Source organism: Flavobacterium ginsengisoli (assembly GCF_029625315.1).
GTDB classification, from domain to species: domain Bacteria; phylum Bacteroidota; class Bacteroidia; order Flavobacteriales; family Flavobacteriaceae; genus Flavobacterium; species Flavobacterium ginsengisoli.
On the sequence record NZ_CP121110.1, the window covers coordinates 448,778 to 468,241 of the forward strand.

Consider the following 19,464-nt stretch of genomic DNA (forward strand, 5'->3'; position numbering starts at 1 on the left):
GAATTTACAGATACAGAATATACAAATATTTAGGTTTTAATTTTTTAATGTTTTATGACAGATAGATATCATGAGATTATAGCAGGAGAGAAAGCGGCTTTAAAACTAAAGCTCTCAGAGATTAGGCGCCGCCACAATAAAGAACTCTGTATTTTATTTGCGAGCATATGTTTTGATTGTGCTTTGTATGATCTTCTTTTTACTTCCGCTCTCGTAATGCGTTTGTTTGATAATAGCATATTAGAAGTTTTCGTGGTTTTGCTAAGAAGAAGGGAATTTTGCTGGGCAATCTACTTTATTTAGAGGGAAACAAAAAAGGAAACATCCGCAGGGATATTTCCTTTTTTTATTGTTTAATGGAAGATATTTGAATTTATCTACCGCTAGATGCTGTAATTTTTCCTAACTGCAATCTGAAGTCTGGTCTTTTTGCATTGCTTATGTCAACAAAAGTTTCTTTATTGTCGGTTTGCGAATATACATTTTGGAATAGGTTGTTGCCATACCAGTTTTCTAGATCAGAATTGTCTGTCTTATTTTCTGTAAAGATGTTACCCGTACATTGGTTGAAAAACATTTCTTCAAATTTGATCTTCTTTAAGTTATCTGCATTTACTGCCATTTGGCTATCTAATAATACAGCTGGATTAAAACCTGAAATCACACTTCTTTTAAGCTCAAGAGAAGCATTATCAGCTACATAAACAGCTTCTTTTATAAGACCAGCCTGAATATCAGCTTTGATATTATCACTGTCATTTAAAAGTGTAAGGTTTGAAGCAGAAACGAAAGTTGATTTTCTAGTAAAATCAGTTTCGCTCTTCTTTTCGTATGCTTTTACCTCAAGACATCTTGAACCGTCTCTGTTACTTGAAAGATAAGAAGATCTAACCGCTAGAGAATTAAACAAACGGCATTGAGCACCTTGTGTGATTTTAAAATCGTCGTTTATAGATTTATATGAAACCAGTTGTGAAGCATTTACATCTCCACCATAAAAAGCAAATGAATCGCCTCCTGAGAAGCTCACCATAATGTTTTCTAAAACAGTTTTGTTTCCAGCTCCTGCAACAGTTAACCCATTAAAGCTATCTGCTCCTTTTACTTTTCGGCCTGCAAACTCAATTCGAACAAATTTAAATATTCCAGAGTTGCCAGCTGCATTGTCTCCTCCGTATGCGGTAAGTGAAGGATCAAGATCCATAGTGTATGAGCCAGCTCCACCAAATTTATTGATAGGGGCATCACCAAGGATTACTACGCCACCCCAGTCGCCCGCTTTTTTCATGCTTGCGTTTGAAGTGAAAATAATAGGATCAGTTTCCTGTCCTTCTGCTATGATTTTTGCTCCTTTTGTTATGATAAGAGTTCCTTTGCTTGCTGCATCTCCAATAATTACAGTACCAGGATCAATTGTTAGAATTGCGTTATTAGTAACATATACATTTCCTTGAAGGATGTATACATTTTTTTTCATCAGCTTAGTGTTCTGAGTGATATTTCCAGCCAGTATCTGGTTGGCATCTTTAGACTCCGTCTTTTGCGGTTTGAATTCTGTCCAGTTGTCCAGCCAGTTCGCATATCCGATAATTCCTTTTTCCTGCTGCGCGTTCACGCCTACGGCAATCAGCAGGCACATCATTAAAGTAATTTTTTTCATAGTCTTGGGGCTATTTGTAGTGGTATTTTTTTTGGCTCTTTTTAAACAGATTATAAAGTTTTTAGCTTTTGTGGTCGCTGGGAAGAAAATGTCTGACTAACAACTACAAGAAAATTTAAATCTTTTTTCTGAAGAACCTCTAACAAAAATACGTAAAATCATGAGACTTTACAGGGCTTTACTTATATTTAACATTTGTTGAAGCTAAGTTTAACAATGAGTGACATCTTTCTTTCTTTTAAATTTTTTAAATCATGATTTTAGCGCTGAAGGATAGGTAGTTAGGATAATTTATTAGTTTTCATTGAATTTTAGCTTTCTTGCTAGCGTTTAAAAACTTTTATCATATTATTTTCATTTCTGTTCCAACCTTTTAGGCCAAGTAACAATCTATTATAGTAAGGGAAACAAAAAATATTCTTTTTTGTAAAAATTCTGCCTTTCTTTAATCAAAAAATATATTTCTAATGAAACTTAGATTATGCCTGTTGTATTGCCTTATATGCATTTTTGCATCTTGTAGAACGCAAAAAGATTCAAAATCAGATATTAAAATTGCTAAAACAGTTAGCGGAATTGTGATGGATGAAAATGGTCCGTTGCCTGGAGCTACTATCACTGTGAAAAACCAGAAAAAGGGAACATATGCAGACTTGGATGGAAAATTTGAAATTAGCTTAAATGAAAATGATGTATTAATTGTAGGCTTTATAGGTTTAGAATCAAAAGAAGTCACCATTACTGCTAAAGATTATTATGAAGTAAATTTAGAAGCTTTTAAGCCTTTTGTAAGTCGTAAGGAAAAAAGAAGAATAAGACGGGAGATGCGAAGAAACGGATTTTATATTTATCCAGATTAATGAACTTGATGTTTCTTAAGTTGAGATTTTGATGAGGTTTTATTTTTATCGACAACAATATGCCTCGATTCTGTTGCAGTACTTTTATGCAGTTTTACATATAGTGAAAAATATTTTAAGAAAAAGCAACCTATAAATTGTCTGACCTTGTTTTGGTTATCCCTTGCTTTTTTGTGTAAAGCAATAATAGTTAACTTTGTTTTACTGCAATAGAGACAAATGCATATGAAGATAAAGCCGATCCCAGTAAATACATTACCACCTGATTTTAATGAGGGCATCATAATTGGAAGAAGGTTCTTGAATGGCGCAATCGGATTCTAAAGAAACGGAAAGATCTCATCGAGATTCTGGATTTACCTTTATTGTGCAAGAAAAAGGGAGTACTCACATGGAAATTGATTTTCAGAAGATGGAAATCAAAGCGCCTTCGGTTATTTTTATCCATCCAAACCAAGTGCATCGTTTAATCTTATTTGAAGAAGCTGTAATTACGAGTTGGATAATGACAGTAGAAAATCTTCGTCCAGAATATTTAAAGATTTTAGAAGATCTTGTTCCTGTAAATGTACTTCCTGTCGAAGAAGATGTTCTATCGATAGTAACTGAAACGGCTTTACTCTGTGTTAAAATGTCTGACAGAAAAGAGGAAAAATTATATGGTTCAATTGTAAATGAATTTGGCAATGTATTGGTCGCATTAGTAGTATCACAATATTTAGCCGAATCAAAAAGAAATGAGAACTATTCAAGGTTTGAAATTATCACTAAGGCATTTATGACCGCCTTAGAATTGAATTTTACAATCGAAAAAAGTCCAAGTTCTTATGCTGAGAAATTAAATATCTCAACGCCTTATTTAAATGAATGTGTTAAAGCTAAAACAGGCTACTCGGTTTCACATCATATACAACAGCGTATTGTGCTAGAAGCAAAGCGCTTGCTTCATCATTCTGATCAGTCTATTAAAGAAATTGCAACAGAATTAGGCTATGATGATTATTCTTATTTTACCCGTTTGTTTTCTAAAATAACCAAAATGACTCCATTGGCATTTCGAAATCAAAACCGCGATTAGTCCTATATTTGCTTCTTTCTGACATTGTCCGTTCCTACGAAACGCGATTTCTTTGCACCAATAAAAAGTATGATAAGATGGAAAGAAAAGCAAGCAGTCTGTTAGAAAATAAAAAAATAGCTATTCTAGGCGCTGGACCAGGTGGATTAACATTGGCTCGTCTGTTGCAATTGAAAGGAGCAGAGGTTAAAGTTTATGAAAGAGATTTTAATCAGGATTCTCGCGTTCAAGGTGCAATTGTGGATCTGCATTTTGATTCTGGTTTAAAAGTAATGCAAGCAGCGAACTTATTGGAAGCTTTTAAAGCTAATTATATGAAAGATGCCGATAGGTATCGTTTGGTTGACAAAGATTTAAATATACTTCTTGATGAAATTAATGAGGGCAATCAAGATAATTTTGACGATGAGCATTTTAGGCCTGAAATTGATAGAGGAGTATTAAGAAATATGATAATTGAAGGCCTTTTGCCTAACACTGTAGTATGGGATAGCCAATTTCTGAGTATGGAACAGGTTAACAACACGTGGGAATTGAAATTCAAAAATGGTATGACGGCTAATGCAGATATTGTAATCGGCGCCGATGGCTATCGTTCAAAAGTTCGTTCCTACGTGACAGATATTAAAGCATTGTATTCTGGTGCAACAATTATTCAAGGGGAAATTGAAAATCCGAAAATTGACTGCCCTGATATGTATGAGCTAGTCAATAACGCAAATCTTAGCGCAATGGATATAGGAAAAACTATTGCGGTACAGCCAATGGGAAATGGCGGTTTGACATTTTACGCGGCTTCTCTGTATGCTAAAGATTGGATTGAAACAAGTGGTATCGATTTTAATAATGCTGATGAAGTTTATGCTTATTTGGTTGGATTTTACGCCGACTGGAACCCAAAGTTTTTCACTTTATTTAAATCGTGCAAGAAATTTCTAGTTCGACCGCTAAATTATTTTCCAACGGACCAGCACTGGGAAGCAAAAGAAAATGTAACGCTTCTTGGTGATGCTGCACATCTGATGCCACCTTCTGGAGAAGGAGTTAACACTGCTATGCTAGATGCTTTAGATTTGAGCGAATGCTTAACTAATGGAGAATTCAGCGATCTAAAATCTGCTGTTGCGGCTTATGAAACAAAAATGAGGGCAAGAGCTTCAGTTTTAGGAAAAGAAGCTATTGAAGGAATAAAGGATTTTGCTTCTCCAAGCAGGGATTCTATAGAAGATTTAGTAAGAATGTTTTTAAATCGGAAAGAATGAAATACAGATTTTTTTTTGATTATACGGGACAATTGTTAAATTAAATTTATATGTTAATTTTTTTTAAGAATAAGATTTATATTTTTTTATTTTAGCGAACTCAATTAGCCCCCTTTTCCAAAATGATGTTCTGTACAAAAAAAATTAGATTCTTTTTTGTGTTATATGCTTTTGTTTTTTTTACCAAATTACAATCTCAAAAGCTATTCTCTTCATCCAAAGATTTAACAACTCATATTGAGTCTATTATAATCAAAGAAAATAATCAAAAGAAAGACACTTTAGAACTAAAAAAAAGACTGTCTTTTTTGAAGGAATCATCCAATAAAAAATACCATATTCTTTATGATGCTTTATTAGCAAACGGCTATTCAGTCTTCTTTGACAAAACAAATCCCCAAAGCGAGTATCATTATTTAAAATCTATTCAAGAGGCCCAAAAAAGTAAAGACTTAAGTCTTATTATTTGGACACAGCTAAATTATTCAAAGTACCTGTATTTTTACTGTCAGATTGATAGGCTTACTCCGATCGTTCTTAAAGTAATGGAAGAAAGCAATCAGATCGATAGTTCGGAGATGATTTTACCAGGAGAAACTTTTAAATTTTTTGGATGGATAATGTTTACTATAGAAGATGATTCTGCTGTAGATTTTTTAAAAAAATCAATGCTTTACATGAAAGGAACTTCTTCAGAATCTGCAGATGTTTTAAATGCAATTGGTAACTGTTATTTCAGAAAGAAAGATCTTGTAAATGCAATGCATTATTTTGATAAATCTGAGGCTGTGGCATTAAAAACTAATGATAGTGTAAGATATGCAAAAGTTTTAGGTGATAAAGCGCTTATTTACAACAAAAAAGGAGACGTAGATACAGCTGTGAATCTTTTAAGGCAGGATATAGCTTATTCTCAAAAGTTCAAAATTGAAAAAAATGAGATGTATGCTTCGATACTATTGGCAAAAATTCTGCTGAAATTAAACAATAAAATAGAGGCTGAAAAAATTCTAGAAAGAGCTGGTAAAATTGCAGGAACTAAATCTTATTACAGAAGTTCTTTAAAAGAAGTAATCGAATTAAAACTACTGCTTTTAAACGGTGAAGACTCTCAAAAAGAACTGATATTAAGACGACAGCTCAAACAGGTTGAAGAGTATTTACTTCAAACCAATGGCAATACTGTATTGAAAAGAACTAATTGGCTTATTCAGAAAAAAAGTATGAAGATGAAACCCAAAAAATCTTATTGGAATTAGAAAAAAGCGAAAGAATAAGAAACATTGGTCTCTTAATCTTAATTTCAACGATACTTTCGAGTGCAATTGCTTATGTTTTTTTTACTAAACGACTGGAAAATAAAAGATTAAAAGAGGAAGAATATGAAAATGATCTTTTAATGTATGAAGAAAAACTTAAAGATGTAAGTTCTAATATAGATAGCTATGCTGAAAATCTTCAAAATAAAGACAAACAAATATCATTTTTAGAAGAAGAACTCGAAGAAATTAAAAGTTTTACTTCAAAGCATTCAGAACAAGAAAAAAACAAATTGCAAGCAAATGTTAAGTTCTCACATTATGACTGATGAAAATTGGAGTGCTTTTAAAAGAGAATTTATAAATCAGTACAGTGATTTTTATTATGCGATAATAGAGAATTTTCCTGAAGTAAAAGAGTCAAATCTTAAAATAATAATGCTTCAAAAATTAAATCTTAACAATTATGAGATGTCTAATTTACTTGGTGTAACAATTGATGCGGTCAAAAAAAGCAAACAACGACTGAAGAAAAAATTAGGCGATAAATATGACCTTTTGTTTGAAATGGTAGAGTATAAAACATAAAGTTAGCAGCGCATAAAAATAGTATATAAAACAAAAAATGGAAACAAGCTTCGGCTTGTTTTTTTTATATTTTTTTTAAATCTGTCCTTTTTTAAGGGAAGTTATTTTTTTAGAAGTCATGGAGCTAGTTGAGTGAGCTACAAAAACAAAAAATTACTACGCGCGTACTTTTTTTTCTGAAAATGAAGTTTGTGGGGCAAAAATATAACATCATTTTAAAATGTCTTTTTTTTGTCCACCCTAATAAATAGGCTTAGTAGGGAAGATGTTTTTAATTTTGAAGCTTAATTGAGACTTTATTTTTAATCTCATTTCTGTAAACACTTAAAATAATTACAGTTGCTTGAAAAAAATCTACTTACAGTTATTTATGATGTTCTCTTGTTCATCTATCACTTTTCGAAACCCAAATATTTCATGTCTTGAAAAGATTGGTGCATTTGCAAAAATCTCAATATCTAAAATTGCAACGGTAACGTTATTTTTTGAATTTTTCCCCTTATTCAGTAACAAACAAAAAATGTCAATCTTATGAAAGAAATGACTTTTTTATTAAATGTCTCCAAAATATACAGTTAAACTAACCGAGAATTATATCAATCAATTTTACTACTTACTTTTTTATGGAAAAAAACTACTTATTAATTTTGAAGTTTCTAGTCTTTGTATGGCATCTCTATTTACAGAAGATTAAAACTTTTAAGCTTTTAAAAAAACAACCCAATTTATTAAGATACTCGTTTGTAACTTGTTTCTTTTTATTTACTGTTTTATTGCAATCTCAAACAATAAAATATGTTACTGTAAATGGTTCAGGAAGTAAAGACGGAAGTTCTTGGAGTAATGCTTCTGAGAACTTACAGAAAATGATTAGTTCATCTGACAGTGGTACTCAAATATGGATTGCCAGAGGAACATATACTCCTAAAGTAGCTTTGGCGCCTAACGGCAGTGCACAGGACAGGAATAACACTTTTGGACTAAAAAAAGGTGTACAATTATATGGTGGCTTTATTGGTAATGAAAACAGTCTTTCACAGAGAAATATTACAGCAAATGAAACTATTCTTAGCGGAAATTTGGGTGGTGGAAATTTTGCACACCATGTGATACTTATCTATGCTCTTGAAGAAAATGAGAATTACTACTTAAACGGACTAACCATTAGTGATGGTAAGGCTGATTCATTAGAGTATTATAAAATATCTACAGAAACTAAGAAGAATTCTATTAACGATAATATCAAAGATAAATATCCGGATTGGTTTGTTTCGATGACGGAAAGCCCTTATTATAGTTATGCTTCATTAGGTTTGCAACTTGCAGGATTTAGTGGCTTGCCAAGTATAGCTTCAATTCCGGGAGGTGACATGGTAACAACGGAAATACTTAATACATCCTATCCTAAAAGTAATGGTGGGGCTATATACAACATAAAAGGGGTTTTAACATTAGAAAACGTAACCTTTAAAAATAATCAAGGTATAATTGGTGGGGCAATATGTTTACAGGAAGGTGCTCGCGCCAATTTTACTAACTGTATATTTTCTAATAATACGGCAACAGATAATGGAGGTGCAATTAGCAACAGCGACAGTTATTTGACTATTGCAGGAGGAAATTTTAATGCTAACAGTGCGCCTCTGGGAGGAGTTATTTCTGATTTAGATGGAAAACTTTTAAATCTAAGTAATGTAACATTTAGTAATAACCTGGCGAATAAAATTAAGACTGGTACCGGTTATGGCGGGGCTATTTATATTGAAAAAGTGAGTCAGGATAATTCGTCATCAAGGATTGTCAATAATTGTACTTTTGATAACAATAGTGCAGATGTTGCAGGTGCTATTTATGCTGACGAAAATATACGTAATCTTAAAATTACGAATAGTGCATTTACCGGTAACAATGCTTTGATGGAGGCTTCTGCTACAATTGCTGGAGGTGGAGGAGCTATTTTGCTTCGCAGAGTTATTAATGCAGAAATAACATCAAATAATTTTAGCAATAATAAAGCTTTAAAAAGTATAGGAGGAGGAACCTTTGCAGTTGAAACAAATGGTATTACATTTTCTGGAAATACATTTTCTGGAAATGCTTCTTTGTTAGGAGGTGCTGCATGTTTCATTGAAAATAAAAATACAACGACCTTAACCGGAAATACTTTTACCGGAAATAGTGTTACGGATACAAGTAGTTATTCTGTTTCTGGATTTGGAGGTGCTATAGTATCTGCAAATGATAATAACATTAAAATCTCTGATAATATATTTACAGGAAATACGGCTACTAAATTTGGAGGAGCCATTAATTTCGAAACAATCACAGTTAATTCTGTCATTAATAATAATATTTTCAAGACCAATAGTGCTTCTGAATTTGGAGGAGCAATCTATGCCAATGTAGTTAGCAATAATATTACTACCAAGCTAACAATAAACAATAATAATTTTGAAAGTAACAACTCTGTAAAAAGAGGAGGAGGAATATTTTTAGCTAATTATAGTACAACTGACATTCGTGATAATTCATTCGTAGGAAACAAATCTTATTTTGGAGCTGTTTTAGATATTGAAAGTTATACAAAAAACCAGTTTTTCAATAATACTGTAAAGAATAATGTTGGCGTCGCAGACAGCGCAGGGTATTCTGGTTGTATAATTGCTGTCTTTGAAGGTGTAAATAAACTGTATAATAATGTTTTTACAGGAAATGAAAGTTTTACGACTATTTTTCAACCTAATTCTACAGTCGATTTTATAAATAATACTGTTTGGAATGAAAGTCCGGGTTATGGTATTTATACCTTCAGTAAAAATGTTAAGCTGTATAATAATATTCTTGAAGAACTTACTGTCTCAAGTACTTCGGCAGATGTTCAAAGTAATTCTTTTAGGTATGATAGTCAGAATAATTTTGTAAATAAAAACAATAATATTCGCGAAACTAACCCATATTTTGCTGATCTTGCTAATTATAATTTTAATCTAACAGGTTGTAGTTCCATAATAAATAAAGGAAACAATTCTTTATATTCAAGTGAGTATCCAAACACTGATTTTTTAGGTAAGAACAGAAAAGTAAATACGATTGATATTGGTGCTTATGAAAATGAATTAGGTGCTTCTGGTAAAACAGCACCAACTGCTGTTGCGACACAATCTTTTTGTAATGAAGCGATTGTTAATGATTTAAAAGCAACTGGCACAAATGTAAAATGGTACAGTCAAGCTTCAGGAGGAAGTTCGTTAGCCAGTAATACAGCTTTAGTTTCTGGTAATACGTATTATGCAAGTCAAACCGTTAATGGTTGCGAAAGTGATAGAACAAGTGTTAGTGTATCGATAAGTTCTACTCAGGCACCAACTGCACAATCTCCACAAAATTTTATTATTGGTCAAGCAGGAGCTAAAATCGTAGTAAATGGAAGCAATTTAAAATGGTATACACAAGAAAAAGATGGTACAGCATTAACAGCAACACCTTCTTTAAATATGTCATCTGAAAATTCTGCTACTTATTGGGTAAGTCAAACTAACGCCAACAATTGCGAAAGTATCAGGACTAAAATAGTTGTTAATGTAACTAAAATACCTCTTACAATTAAAGCTGTCAATAAGGTAAAAGTATTTGATGGAAGTGTTTATGGAAATAGTAATTATACTGTAACTTATTCTGGTTTTGAATCTGGTGATAGTCAATCAAATAGTACCTCTGGAACTCTTTCTTTTTCAGGTGACGCTGCTACTGCAACTGAACCAGGTATTTATAAAATTATTCCTCAGGGTATTACTTCTACTAAATACACTGTTTTGTATGAAGAAGGAACTTTAGAAATAAAATCAAATTTAATTCTAACAGACAATATCTTATATGTAAAACAAAACGGAAGTGGCGACGGTTCTTCATGGAATAGTCCTTTAAGTAATTTAGAACTTGCTTTAACAAGAGCTTCTAATATTAACTCCGTACATACAGATGATACTGATCCTAAAAAAGTTAAAAAAATATTTGTAGCAAAAGGGACTTATCAAGTGACTTCAGGAAAGTCATATATAATGCCTAAAAATATAGAAATATATGGCGGATTTGATCCTGATAATGCTATTACAAATCTAACACATCAACGTATCACAGGTAATTTAAACGATGGAAGTATTTTAAAAGGAAATAATGCATCGGTTATTAAAAATGATGATAATAGTTTAACTAGCAGTGCTCTTTTAAACGGTTTTACAATAACAAGCGGTAGTGCAACTAATGGTGGAGGTATATACAATAAAAAAGTTGCAAGCAAGATTTGAAAACTGTATCATCAGAGCCAATAATGCTACTACAAACGGTGGTGCTATATATAATGAAAACGCCAATACAACATGGGTTAACTGCTTAATTGTTAATAACACAGCACCAAATGGAGCATCTATTTATAACAATGCATCGTTACCTACACTTCTTAATCTTACTATAGCAGATAACACAGGTGCGCAAGGAGCAGCATTGTATAATGCAAGTGGTTCTTCTGCAAGAATTGTAAATACAGTTAGTGTAAAAAATAATTCAGACATTGTTAATAATGCCAGTACTCCTAGTTATGAAAACAGTTTAATACAAGGTATAGGTGGTGTTACAAGCACAACTACAGTTTTTGATGCAAATTATTCGTTATTAACTACCAGTCCTGCTCTAAATGCTGGTAAAAACAATCCTGCTAGTATTGCTTTTCCAGCTAAAGATTTAAAAGGCAAATCGCGTATTATTGATACTAATGTAGATATAGGGGCTTTTGAGAGAAATAAAACCCAAACCATAACAGTGGCTGCTCTTACAAAAAAATACGGAGATGAGCCATTTACACATGGTACTGCAACAAGCGGATTACCATTAGAATATACGTCTAGTAATACTTCTATTGCTATAATAGAAAACGGAAAAATTAAGCCCGTAGGTGCCGGAACAGCAACTATAACCCTAAAACAATCAGGAAATGACAGCGAATATGATGCTTGCACCTCAAACAGATTTCTTATTAACTGTAAATAAAGCGACATTAACTGTAACAGCAGATAATAAATTATTTTTTGAAAATGGTTCTGTCTTTAAAGACTTTTCTGTGAGTTATACTGGGTTTGTCCTAGGAGATACTCCAAGTACAGCTTTTGGGGGTGCAATAGCTTATGGCGGTACAGCTGTAACTGCAACCACTATAGGTAACTACGTTATAACTCCTTCTGGATTAACATCTTTAAATTATAATATTACTTACAATAATGGTAAGCTAACAATTGAGTCTGATGTTCAATTAACAGATGGTACAATATACGTTAAAAAAGGAAGTGCAGGAAAAGGAACCTCTTGGGATGATGCACTAGGAGAAGTTGCTGAGGGATTAAAATTAGCATACTCACTTAATACTAGTACTAGACCAGATGTTACTAAGGCTAATAAAATATATGTGGCTAAAGGGACTTATGCTCCACAATACAGTCCAAAAGACAGTTCTAACTTTGCGGATGAAGATACAGACAATAGTTTTTTATTAGTTGATGGTGTAAAAATTTATGGAGGTTTTGATGGATCTATTGCTAATGAAAGCATATCCAACAGACAAATTCAAAAGAATAAAACTATTTTAGATAGTTATAATCCAGTAACAGGACAAAAAGTACATCACATTGTTATTGTTTCTAACTCTACAGGAGACAACGAAATAGATGGATTTACCATTATGAATGGTGCAGGAGGCTTTGGATCATGGATGGGGGCTGGTGCGACAATGACCATAAAGGGTAAGCCAATTACCCAAGCATTTGGTTCAGGTATTCGTGTACACAGTTCTAACCTTAATATAAAAAACTGTACTATTACTGGAAATTCCTCTGGTAACCAAGCTGGTGCTATGTATATAACGGATGTGTCAAATGTATCTGTTTTTAATACGCTTTTTTATAATAATAGCGCAGATCATTATGGGGCATCAGGTACCTCTATGGTGATATCAGAAGCTAATGTGAAAATTTATAATTCTACTTTTGGAGATTCGCAGAATTCATTTCAAATTGTTACTGATCATGTAAATGCTAATTTGGAAGTATATAACTCAATATTTAGATATTTCGCTGATCCTACTCATAATGATATAAATAAATCGAGAGGAACAATTACCGTTAAGAACTCTTTTCTGCCTAATGCAGAAACTTTTTATAGTAGTAAAGGCTTTGTGTTAGCAAATAACATCTATAATGTAGACCCTGGTTTTATTGATGTTAACGCTAATAACTTTGCTTTAAAAACAAGCTCTGTAGTTGTCGATAAAGGAGACAATTCTTTTTATAACACCGCTATTTATCATGATAAAGATATTGCAGATGATAAACGTGTTCAGAATAATACAATAGATATGGGATGCTTTGAATCTAAGCTACCTCAAACTATTACAGCATCTGATTTAACCAAAAATTATGGAGATTCAGATTTTGTTAATGAAGCTGTAACAGTAAATACTGGCTTAGCGTTAACTTATACCAAAAGTAGTAACACTACTGTTCTCGCTATTGTAAATGGTAAAATTCATACACAAAATGCTGGTACAACTACAATTACTGTTGCTGTAGCAGGTAATGAAACTTATGCTCCAACAGAAAAAACCTTTGTTTTAACTATAGCAAAAGCAAACTTAACTGTAAAAGCAAATGATAAGACCAAACTTGCCAATAATTTAGCAATGTCAAATGCAGATTATGATGTAAGTTATACAGGTTTTGTTAACGGTGATGATCGTTCTAAGCTAACTGGATCATTAGTATATTCAGGTAATGCTATAGGTAAAACCGAAGTTGGCATTTATACAGATGGGATAATGCCAGGTGGTTTATCTTCCAATAATTATAATTTTATTTATAATGCAGGAACTTTAAAAATACTACCTAATGCTTGCATTAACAAATAATACGCTATATGTAAAACAAGGTGCAGTTGGTGGGGATGGTTCTACATGGCAATTAGCACTAAGTGATTTGTCATTAGCTTTACGCTATGCTACTATTCTTAATAACAATGCATCAAATACTGTAAATAAAATCTATGTAGCTCAAGGTACATATACACCAAAATACAGCTCAAGAGATAACTCTAACTTTATTGATGAAGGAAAAGATAACAGCTTTTTATTACCAGATGGTGTAAAACTATATGGAGGTTTTGATGGAAATATTGCCAATGAGAGTTTAACTGACAGAAATATTAAGGAGAATAAAACGATTCTAGATGGACAATCTACAATTAACCATATTATTACAGTTTCTAATTCAGCAGGTAATAATGAGATAGATGGTTTCAGTATTGTAAAAGGTAAAGCGACAAGCGCAACACTTGGAACAGAAGGAACTGTAACAATAAACGGAAAAGCTATTACCAGAGAGTATGGAGGAGGAATGCGTGTACACAGTTCCAACCTTACTGTAAAAAACTGTATTTTTTCAGAAAACTCTTCAGGCCATCGAGGCGGCGGTATGTATATTACAGATAATTCTAATGTTTCAATATATAATACACTGTTTTACGGTAATTTAGTTTCTAACACTGGAGCACAAGGAACTTCAGTAGCACTAAATGATGCCACTGTAAAAATTGTGAATACTACTTTTGGAGATAATATTAGTAATTCAGCTCATATTTTTACTAATGGTACTTCAAATTTAGAAGTGTTTAATACTGTTTTTAGAGATAATCCAGGCAATAATGATATATATAGAGTAACAGGAACAGTTACGGTTAAGAACTCTTTGCTGTCTAAAGCTCAATCTTTATACGCTCCAATGGCATTAGCCAATAATTTCTATGAGCAACCTGCTGATTTTGTTGATGCCAATGCATTTAACTTTGCTTTAAAAACCACATCTCCAGCAATTAACAAAGGAGATAATACACTATATAATGTATCAATTGCGGGTAATAAAGATATTGCGAATAACAGTCGTTTTCAAAGTACGACAATTGACATGGGATGTTATGAGTCCAAAATATTACAAACTATTGATGTCGATGATATTACTAAAAAATATACAGATGCTGATTTTGTAATAGGAACTGCATCAAGCGGGCTGTTACCACTTACTTATAGTAGTGATAACAAAAATATAGCTTACATTACAAAAGATAACAAAATTCATATTGTAGGAGTTGGACAAGCTATAATAACAGTTGTTCAAAGTGGAGATGAGATTTATGCTCCAGCAACTAAAACCTTTAAACTTACGGTTGGAAAAGGAGACTTTTCTGCCACTTTACAGCCGGAAACATACACTTATGATGGTCTTGCAAAATATCTGAATGTTACAGCTTTACCAGCAGGGGTTAGTGTGTCTTATGAAGGTAATGGACAAATAAATGCAGGAGACTATATTGTTAAAGCAATTATTAACGGAGGTGAATATTATAATGATATTACATTATCTAATACACTTAAAATTGATAAAAAAGAGCTGTTAGGTATTTCATTTCCATCAAATACATTTACTTATGATGGTTTTGATAAGCACCCTGAAATATCAGGAACTTTACCTGAAGGAGTAAGTGTGGTTTACTCAAATACACAAAAGAATGCGGGAGCCTATAACAACGTAAAAGCAACGATTTCAGGTTCAAATTACAACACGTTTGAGTTAACTACTTCTATGACAATTAATAAAGCAGATCTTCCGAGTGGAATATTTTTATTAGAAAAAGAAGAAGTTTATGATGGCACTCCTAAAAGCTTATCACTTGATGGAATGCTTCCTGATGGAGCTACAGTAACTTATATAAATAATGATAATATAAATGTGGGCTCTTATAATGTTACAGTTAATATCAATGGAGGAATAAATTACAATGACAAACAGCTTATTGCCAAATTAACAATTGTAAAAGGCAATCTAACAGATAATTTCGTTCTAGCATCCAATACCTTTACTTATGATGGAAGCGAAAAATCATTAACGATTCAAGGCGGTCTTCCTAATCAAGTTTCTGTCAGTTATACTAATAACGACAAAATAGAGGTTGGTACTTATAGGGTTTATGCAGTATTAAGCAAACCAAATTATAATGATAAAGTAGTTGAAGCCGATTTAATTATAGAACCAAAAACTATAAATGCTATAGCACAGGGTAAAGTATCAAAAGTTTATAATGCGACTGCTGTCATAGCATTAAATGCTGATAACTTTGCTTTAGAAGGTGTTGTTGATGGCGATGATGTACAATTGGATAATCCTGCAGCTGGTGATTTAGATGATAAAAATGTAGGAGAAAATAAGCAAGTTACTGTTAACAATTTAAAATTATCTGGAACAGCTTCTAAAAACTACGTTTTAAGCCCAACTTCTTTAGTGGCTAATATAGCAAAAGTTGCACCTAAAGAAGTAGAGGTTTCATTAAAAGGAAATGTATCCAAAGTTTTTGATGGAACAACTCAAGCAGTTTTATCAAGTAATAATTTTGAGCTTATCGGAATTTTAGAAAATGAAACAGTAACGTTAAACAATGCGTTATCAGGAACATATGATACAAAGAACATTGGAGACAATAAAACTGTAACAATTAGCGACTTAACAATTAGCGGAGCCAATGCTTCAAATTATGTGTTAAGTGCTGAAACGAAGTCGGGACAAATAGGTGAGATTACACCAAAAGAAATCACTGTAACGGCTGATGCTTCTCAGGCAAAAGTATATGGAGATGTTGAACCATCTTTGAGCTACACTATTACTCCTGATTTAGTAAGTGGTGATTCATTTACAGGAACTTTAGAAAGAGCAGTAGGAGAGAACATAGGAACTTATGCAATTGCACAAGGAACGTTGAGTGCAGGAACCAATTACAATCTTACCTACGTTGCTGATGATTTTGAAATTACAGCAAAACCAATTACTGTAACGGCAGATGCTTCTCAAAGAAAAGTATACGGAACAGCAGATCCAGTTTTCACTTATGCGGTTTCACCAAGTTTAGTTGGAAATGATGCTTTCTCTGGTACTTTAGAAAGAATATCGGGAGAGAATGTCGGGAATTATGCAATAGGACAAGGAACACTGACAGCAGGCGGAAATTATGCCGTTACGTATGTTGGAAAAGACTTTGAAATTACAGCAAAAACAATTGAAGTCACTGCCAATTCGCAAACAAAAGTATATGGAGAGACAGATTCAGCATTAACCTATTCGTTCGCACCAAGTTTAGAAAGCGGAGATTCATTCACAGGAGAGCTATCTAGAGTTGCGGGAGAAAATATTGGAGATTATGCTATTAACCAAGGAACTTTGAGTGCAGGATCTAATTACAGCATTGATTACGTAAGCAAAGATTATACAATCACAGCAAAACCTATCACGGTAACTGTTGATGCATCTCAAAAGAAAATCTATGGTTCAGCAGAGCCAATTCTGACATCGACTGTTTCGCCAAGTTTGGTAGGAACCGATGCTTTTACAGGAGCTTTATCTAGAATAATTGGAGAGAATGTTGGCTCTTATGCAATTGAGCAGGGAGATTTGAGTGCAGGCTCAAACTACACCATTACTTTTGAAAGTAAAGATTTTGAAATTACGCCAAAAGAAATCTCAGTAAGCGTTAATGCTTCTCAAAGCAAATATTATGGAGAAGCCGATCCGATTTTCACTTATACTGCAAGCGAAGCTTTGGTATCAGGAAATAGTTTTAGCGGAAGCTTAAGCAGAGCAAATGGAGAGAATGCTGGAACTTATGATTATACTATTGGAAGTCTATCAGCAGGATCAAACTATGTTCTAACTTTAGTTACCTCAGACGCCTTTACTATTGCGGCAAAACCAATCACTGTAACGGCAGATGCTTCTCAAACAAAAGTATACGGAACAGCAGATCCAGTTTTCACTTATGCTGTCTCACCAAGTTTAGTTGGAAATGATGCTTTCTCTGGTACTTTAGAAAGAATATCGGGAGAAAATGTCGGAAATTATGTAATAGGACAGGGAACATTGACAGCAGGCGGAAATTATGCCGTTACGTATGTTGGAAAAGACTTTGAAATTACGGCTAAAACAATTGAAGTCACTGCCGATTCGAAAACAAAAGTATATGGAGAGACAGATTCAGCATTAACCTATTCATTCGCACCAAGTTTAGAAAGCGGAGATTCATTCACAGGAGAGCTATCTAGAGTTGCGGGAGAAAATATTGGAAATTATGCTATTAACCAAGGAACGTTGAGTGCAGGATCTAATTACAGCATTGATTACGTAAGCAAAGATTATACAATCACAGCAAAACCTATCACGGTAACTGTTGATGCTTCTCAAAGAAAAGTATACGGAACAGCAGATCCAGTTTTCACTTATGCGGTTTCACCAAGTTTAGTCGGAAATGATGCTTTCTCAGGTACTTTAGAAAGAATATCGGGAGAGAATGTCGGAACTTATGCAATAGGACAAGGAACGCTTACAGCAGGCGGCAATTATGCCATTACGTATGTTGGAAAAGGTTTTGAAATTACACCAAAAGAAATCTCAGTAAGCGTTAATACTTCTCAAAGCAAATATTATGGAGAAGCCGATCCGATTTTCACTTATACAGCAAGCGAAGCTTTGGTATCTGGAAATGCTTTTAGCGGAAGCTTAAGCAGAACAAATGGAGAGAATGCTGGAACTTACGATTATACTATTGGAAGTTTATCAGCAGGATCAAACTATGTTCTAACTTTAGTTGCCTCAGACGCCTTTGCTATTGCGGCAAAACCAATCACTGTAACGGCAGACGCTTCTCAAACAAAAGTGTACGGAACAGCAGATCCAGTTTTCACTTATGCGGTTTCACCAAGTTTAGTCGGAAATGATGCTTTCTCTGGTACTTTAGAAAGACTAACAGGAGAGAATGTCGGAACTTATGCAATTTCACAAGGAACGCTGACAGCAGGTAGCAATTACATCATTACATATACTGGAAACGATTTTGAAATTACCAAAGCAGATCAGGTAATTACTTGGAACCAAACTTTAGTTTCAAATTGTGATGGAGTAAGTGAAAGTGTTTTAACTGCCAGTTCAAATAGCGGTTTGCCTGTAATGTATACTTCTTCGAATACGGATGTGGTAACGATTTCAAATGATGAACTAGTTTATAACAATTCCGGTTCGGCGACCATTACAGCATCTCAAGCGGGCAATAATAATTACAATGCGGCTGAAACGGTGTCATTGCCAGTTATAAATAGCCAGCCGAATTTAATCAGACAACAGTTTGAAAATGTTATTTTCTTTGACAATAGTTCAAAAGAATTTAAATCTTATGCCTGGTACAAAGACGGAATTTTAGTTGCAGACCAAACTTTGCAATATTATAAAGAAACAGGAGGTTTAAACGGAACATATTATGCCGTTGCAACAAAATTAGACGGAACATTAATTACTTCTTGTCCATTAACGCTGTCTTCAACCAAAACAGTTGAAACGGTTAGAATTTATCCTAACCCTGTCAGAAAAAATGAGAGCTATCAATTGATTACCAATATAGACCCAGCTAAAATGCTAAATGCTCGCATTGAGGTGTTTGCTGTAAATGGATCGCTGATAGACCAGAGAACAACTAATGATAACGAGACTACTTTGCAGGCTCCAAATGTTGAAGCTGTTTATATCGTGAGAATGACTTTATCAAATAGCAAGACGTTTACAAAAAACCTTTTAGTGAAAAACTAAATAACCGAAGAATATGAAATCCCCATTATTTATAAATGGGGATG

Annotated in this window: 11 protein-coding genes; 10 read left to right on the forward strand and 1 reads right to left on the reverse strand. The window is 33.4% G+C overall.

The window, feature by feature from the left end; all coding sequences use genetic code 11:
* Positions 1-373: 373 nt before the first annotated feature.
* Positions 374-1,660, reverse strand: coding sequence for a hypothetical protein (locus P5P87_RS01955; RefSeq protein WP_198857301.1), 1,287 nt, complete (start codon positions 1,658-1,660; stop codon positions 374-376).
* A 467-nt stretch (positions 1,661-2,127) separates the two neighbouring features.
* Here P5P87_RS01955 and P5P87_RS01960 point away from each other — a divergent pair, with 467 nt between their 5' ends.
* The 10 genes from P5P87_RS01960 to P5P87_RS02005 all read left to right on the forward strand — a co-directional run bounded on the left by P5P87_RS01960 (position 2,128) and on the right by P5P87_RS02005 (position 19,420).
* Positions 2,128-2,520: a carboxypeptidase-like regulatory domain-containing protein gene (locus tag P5P87_RS01960; RefSeq protein WP_278021365.1), complete on the forward strand. Its 393-nt coding sequence runs from the start codon at positions 2,128-2,130 to the stop codon at positions 2,518-2,520.
* 304 nt (positions 2,521-2,824) lie between these two features.
* Positions 2,825-3,598 carry an AraC family transcriptional regulator gene (locus P5P87_RS01965; protein WP_278021366.1) on the forward strand — a complete coding sequence of 258 codons (774 nt, stop codon included), beginning with the start codon at positions 2,825-2,827 and terminating at the stop codon, positions 3,596-3,598.
* A gap of 77 nt (positions 3,599-3,675) precedes the next feature.
* Positions 3,676-4,860, forward strand: coding sequence for an FAD-dependent oxidoreductase (locus tag P5P87_RS01970; protein ID WP_278021367.1), 1,185 nt, complete (start codon positions 3,676-3,678; stop codon positions 4,858-4,860).
* A gap of 545 nt (positions 4,861-5,405) precedes the next feature.
* Positions 5,406-6,119, forward strand: coding sequence for a tetratricopeptide repeat protein (locus P5P87_RS01975; RefSeq protein ID WP_278021368.1), 714 nt, complete (start codon positions 5,406-5,408; stop codon positions 6,117-6,119).
* Positions 6,110-6,448 carry a hypothetical protein gene (locus P5P87_RS01980; protein ID WP_278021369.1) on the forward strand — a complete coding sequence of 113 codons (339 nt, stop codon included), beginning with the start codon at positions 6,110-6,112 and terminating at the stop codon, positions 6,446-6,448. Before P5P87_RS01975 ends, P5P87_RS01980 begins: the two co-directional genes overlap by 10 nt.
* Entirely contained in the window at positions 6,441-6,707 is a 267-nt protein-coding gene (locus P5P87_RS01985; protein ID WP_278021370.1) for a hypothetical protein, read from the forward strand. The genes P5P87_RS01980 and P5P87_RS01985 overlap by 8 nt, the downstream gene beginning before the upstream one ends.
* Positions 6,708-7,480: 773 nt before the next feature.
* Positions 7,481-11,011: an Ig-like domain-containing protein gene (locus tag P5P87_RS01990; RefSeq protein WP_278021371.1), complete on the forward strand. Its 3,531-nt coding sequence runs from the start codon at positions 7,481-7,483 to the stop codon at positions 11,009-11,011.
* The gene (locus P5P87_RS01995; RefSeq protein WP_278021372.1) at positions 10,995-11,750 is read left to right on the forward strand and encodes a choice-of-anchor Q domain-containing protein; all 756 of its coding nucleotides are present in this window, start codon (positions 10,995-10,997) and stop codon (positions 11,748-11,750) included. The genes P5P87_RS01990 and P5P87_RS01995 overlap by 17 nt, the downstream gene beginning before the upstream one ends.
* A complete protein-coding gene (locus P5P87_RS02000) occupies positions 11,695-13,656 on the forward strand; it encodes an MBG domain-containing protein (protein ID WP_278021373.1) in 1,962 nt (653 codons plus the stop codon). Before P5P87_RS01995 ends, P5P87_RS02000 begins: the two co-directional genes overlap by 56 nt.
* A complete protein-coding gene (locus P5P87_RS02005) occupies positions 13,637-19,420 on the forward strand; it encodes an MBG domain-containing protein (protein ID WP_278021374.1) in 5,784 nt (1,927 codons plus the stop codon). Before P5P87_RS02000 ends, P5P87_RS02005 begins: the two co-directional genes overlap by 20 nt.
* Positions 19,421-19,464 lie beyond the last annotated feature (44 nt).

Bases quoted from the DNA above. Each gene is read 5' to 3' on its own strand.
- P5P87_RS01970 (WP_278021367.1), top strand. From the start codon at position 3,676: ATGGAAAGAAAAGCAAGCAGTCTGTTAGAAAATAAAAAAATAGCTATT.
- P5P87_RS01955 (WP_198857301.1), bottom strand. From the start codon at position 1,660: ATGAAAAAAATTACTTTAATGATGTGCCTGCTGATTGCCGTAGGCGTG.
- P5P87_RS01975 (WP_278021368.1), top strand. From the start codon at position 5,406: ATGGAAGAAAGCAATCAGATCGATAGTTCGGAGATGATTTTACCAGGA.
- P5P87_RS01965 (WP_278021366.1), top strand. From the start codon at position 2,825: ATGGCGCAATCGGATTCTAAAGAAACGGAAAGATCTCATCGAGATTCT.
- P5P87_RS02005 (WP_278021374.1), top strand. From the start codon at position 13,637: ATGCTTGCATTAACAAATAATACGCTATATGTAAAACAAGGTGCAGTT.
- P5P87_RS01960 (WP_278021365.1), top strand. From the start codon at position 2,128: ATGAAACTTAGATTATGCCTGTTGTATTGCCTTATATGCATTTTTGCA.
- P5P87_RS01985 (WP_278021370.1), top strand. From the start codon at position 6,441: ATGACTGATGAAAATTGGAGTGCTTTTAAAAGAGAATTTATAAATCAG.
- P5P87_RS02000 (WP_278021373.1), top strand. From the start codon at position 11,695: ATGACAGCGAATATGATGCTTGCACCTCAAACAGATTTCTTATTAACT.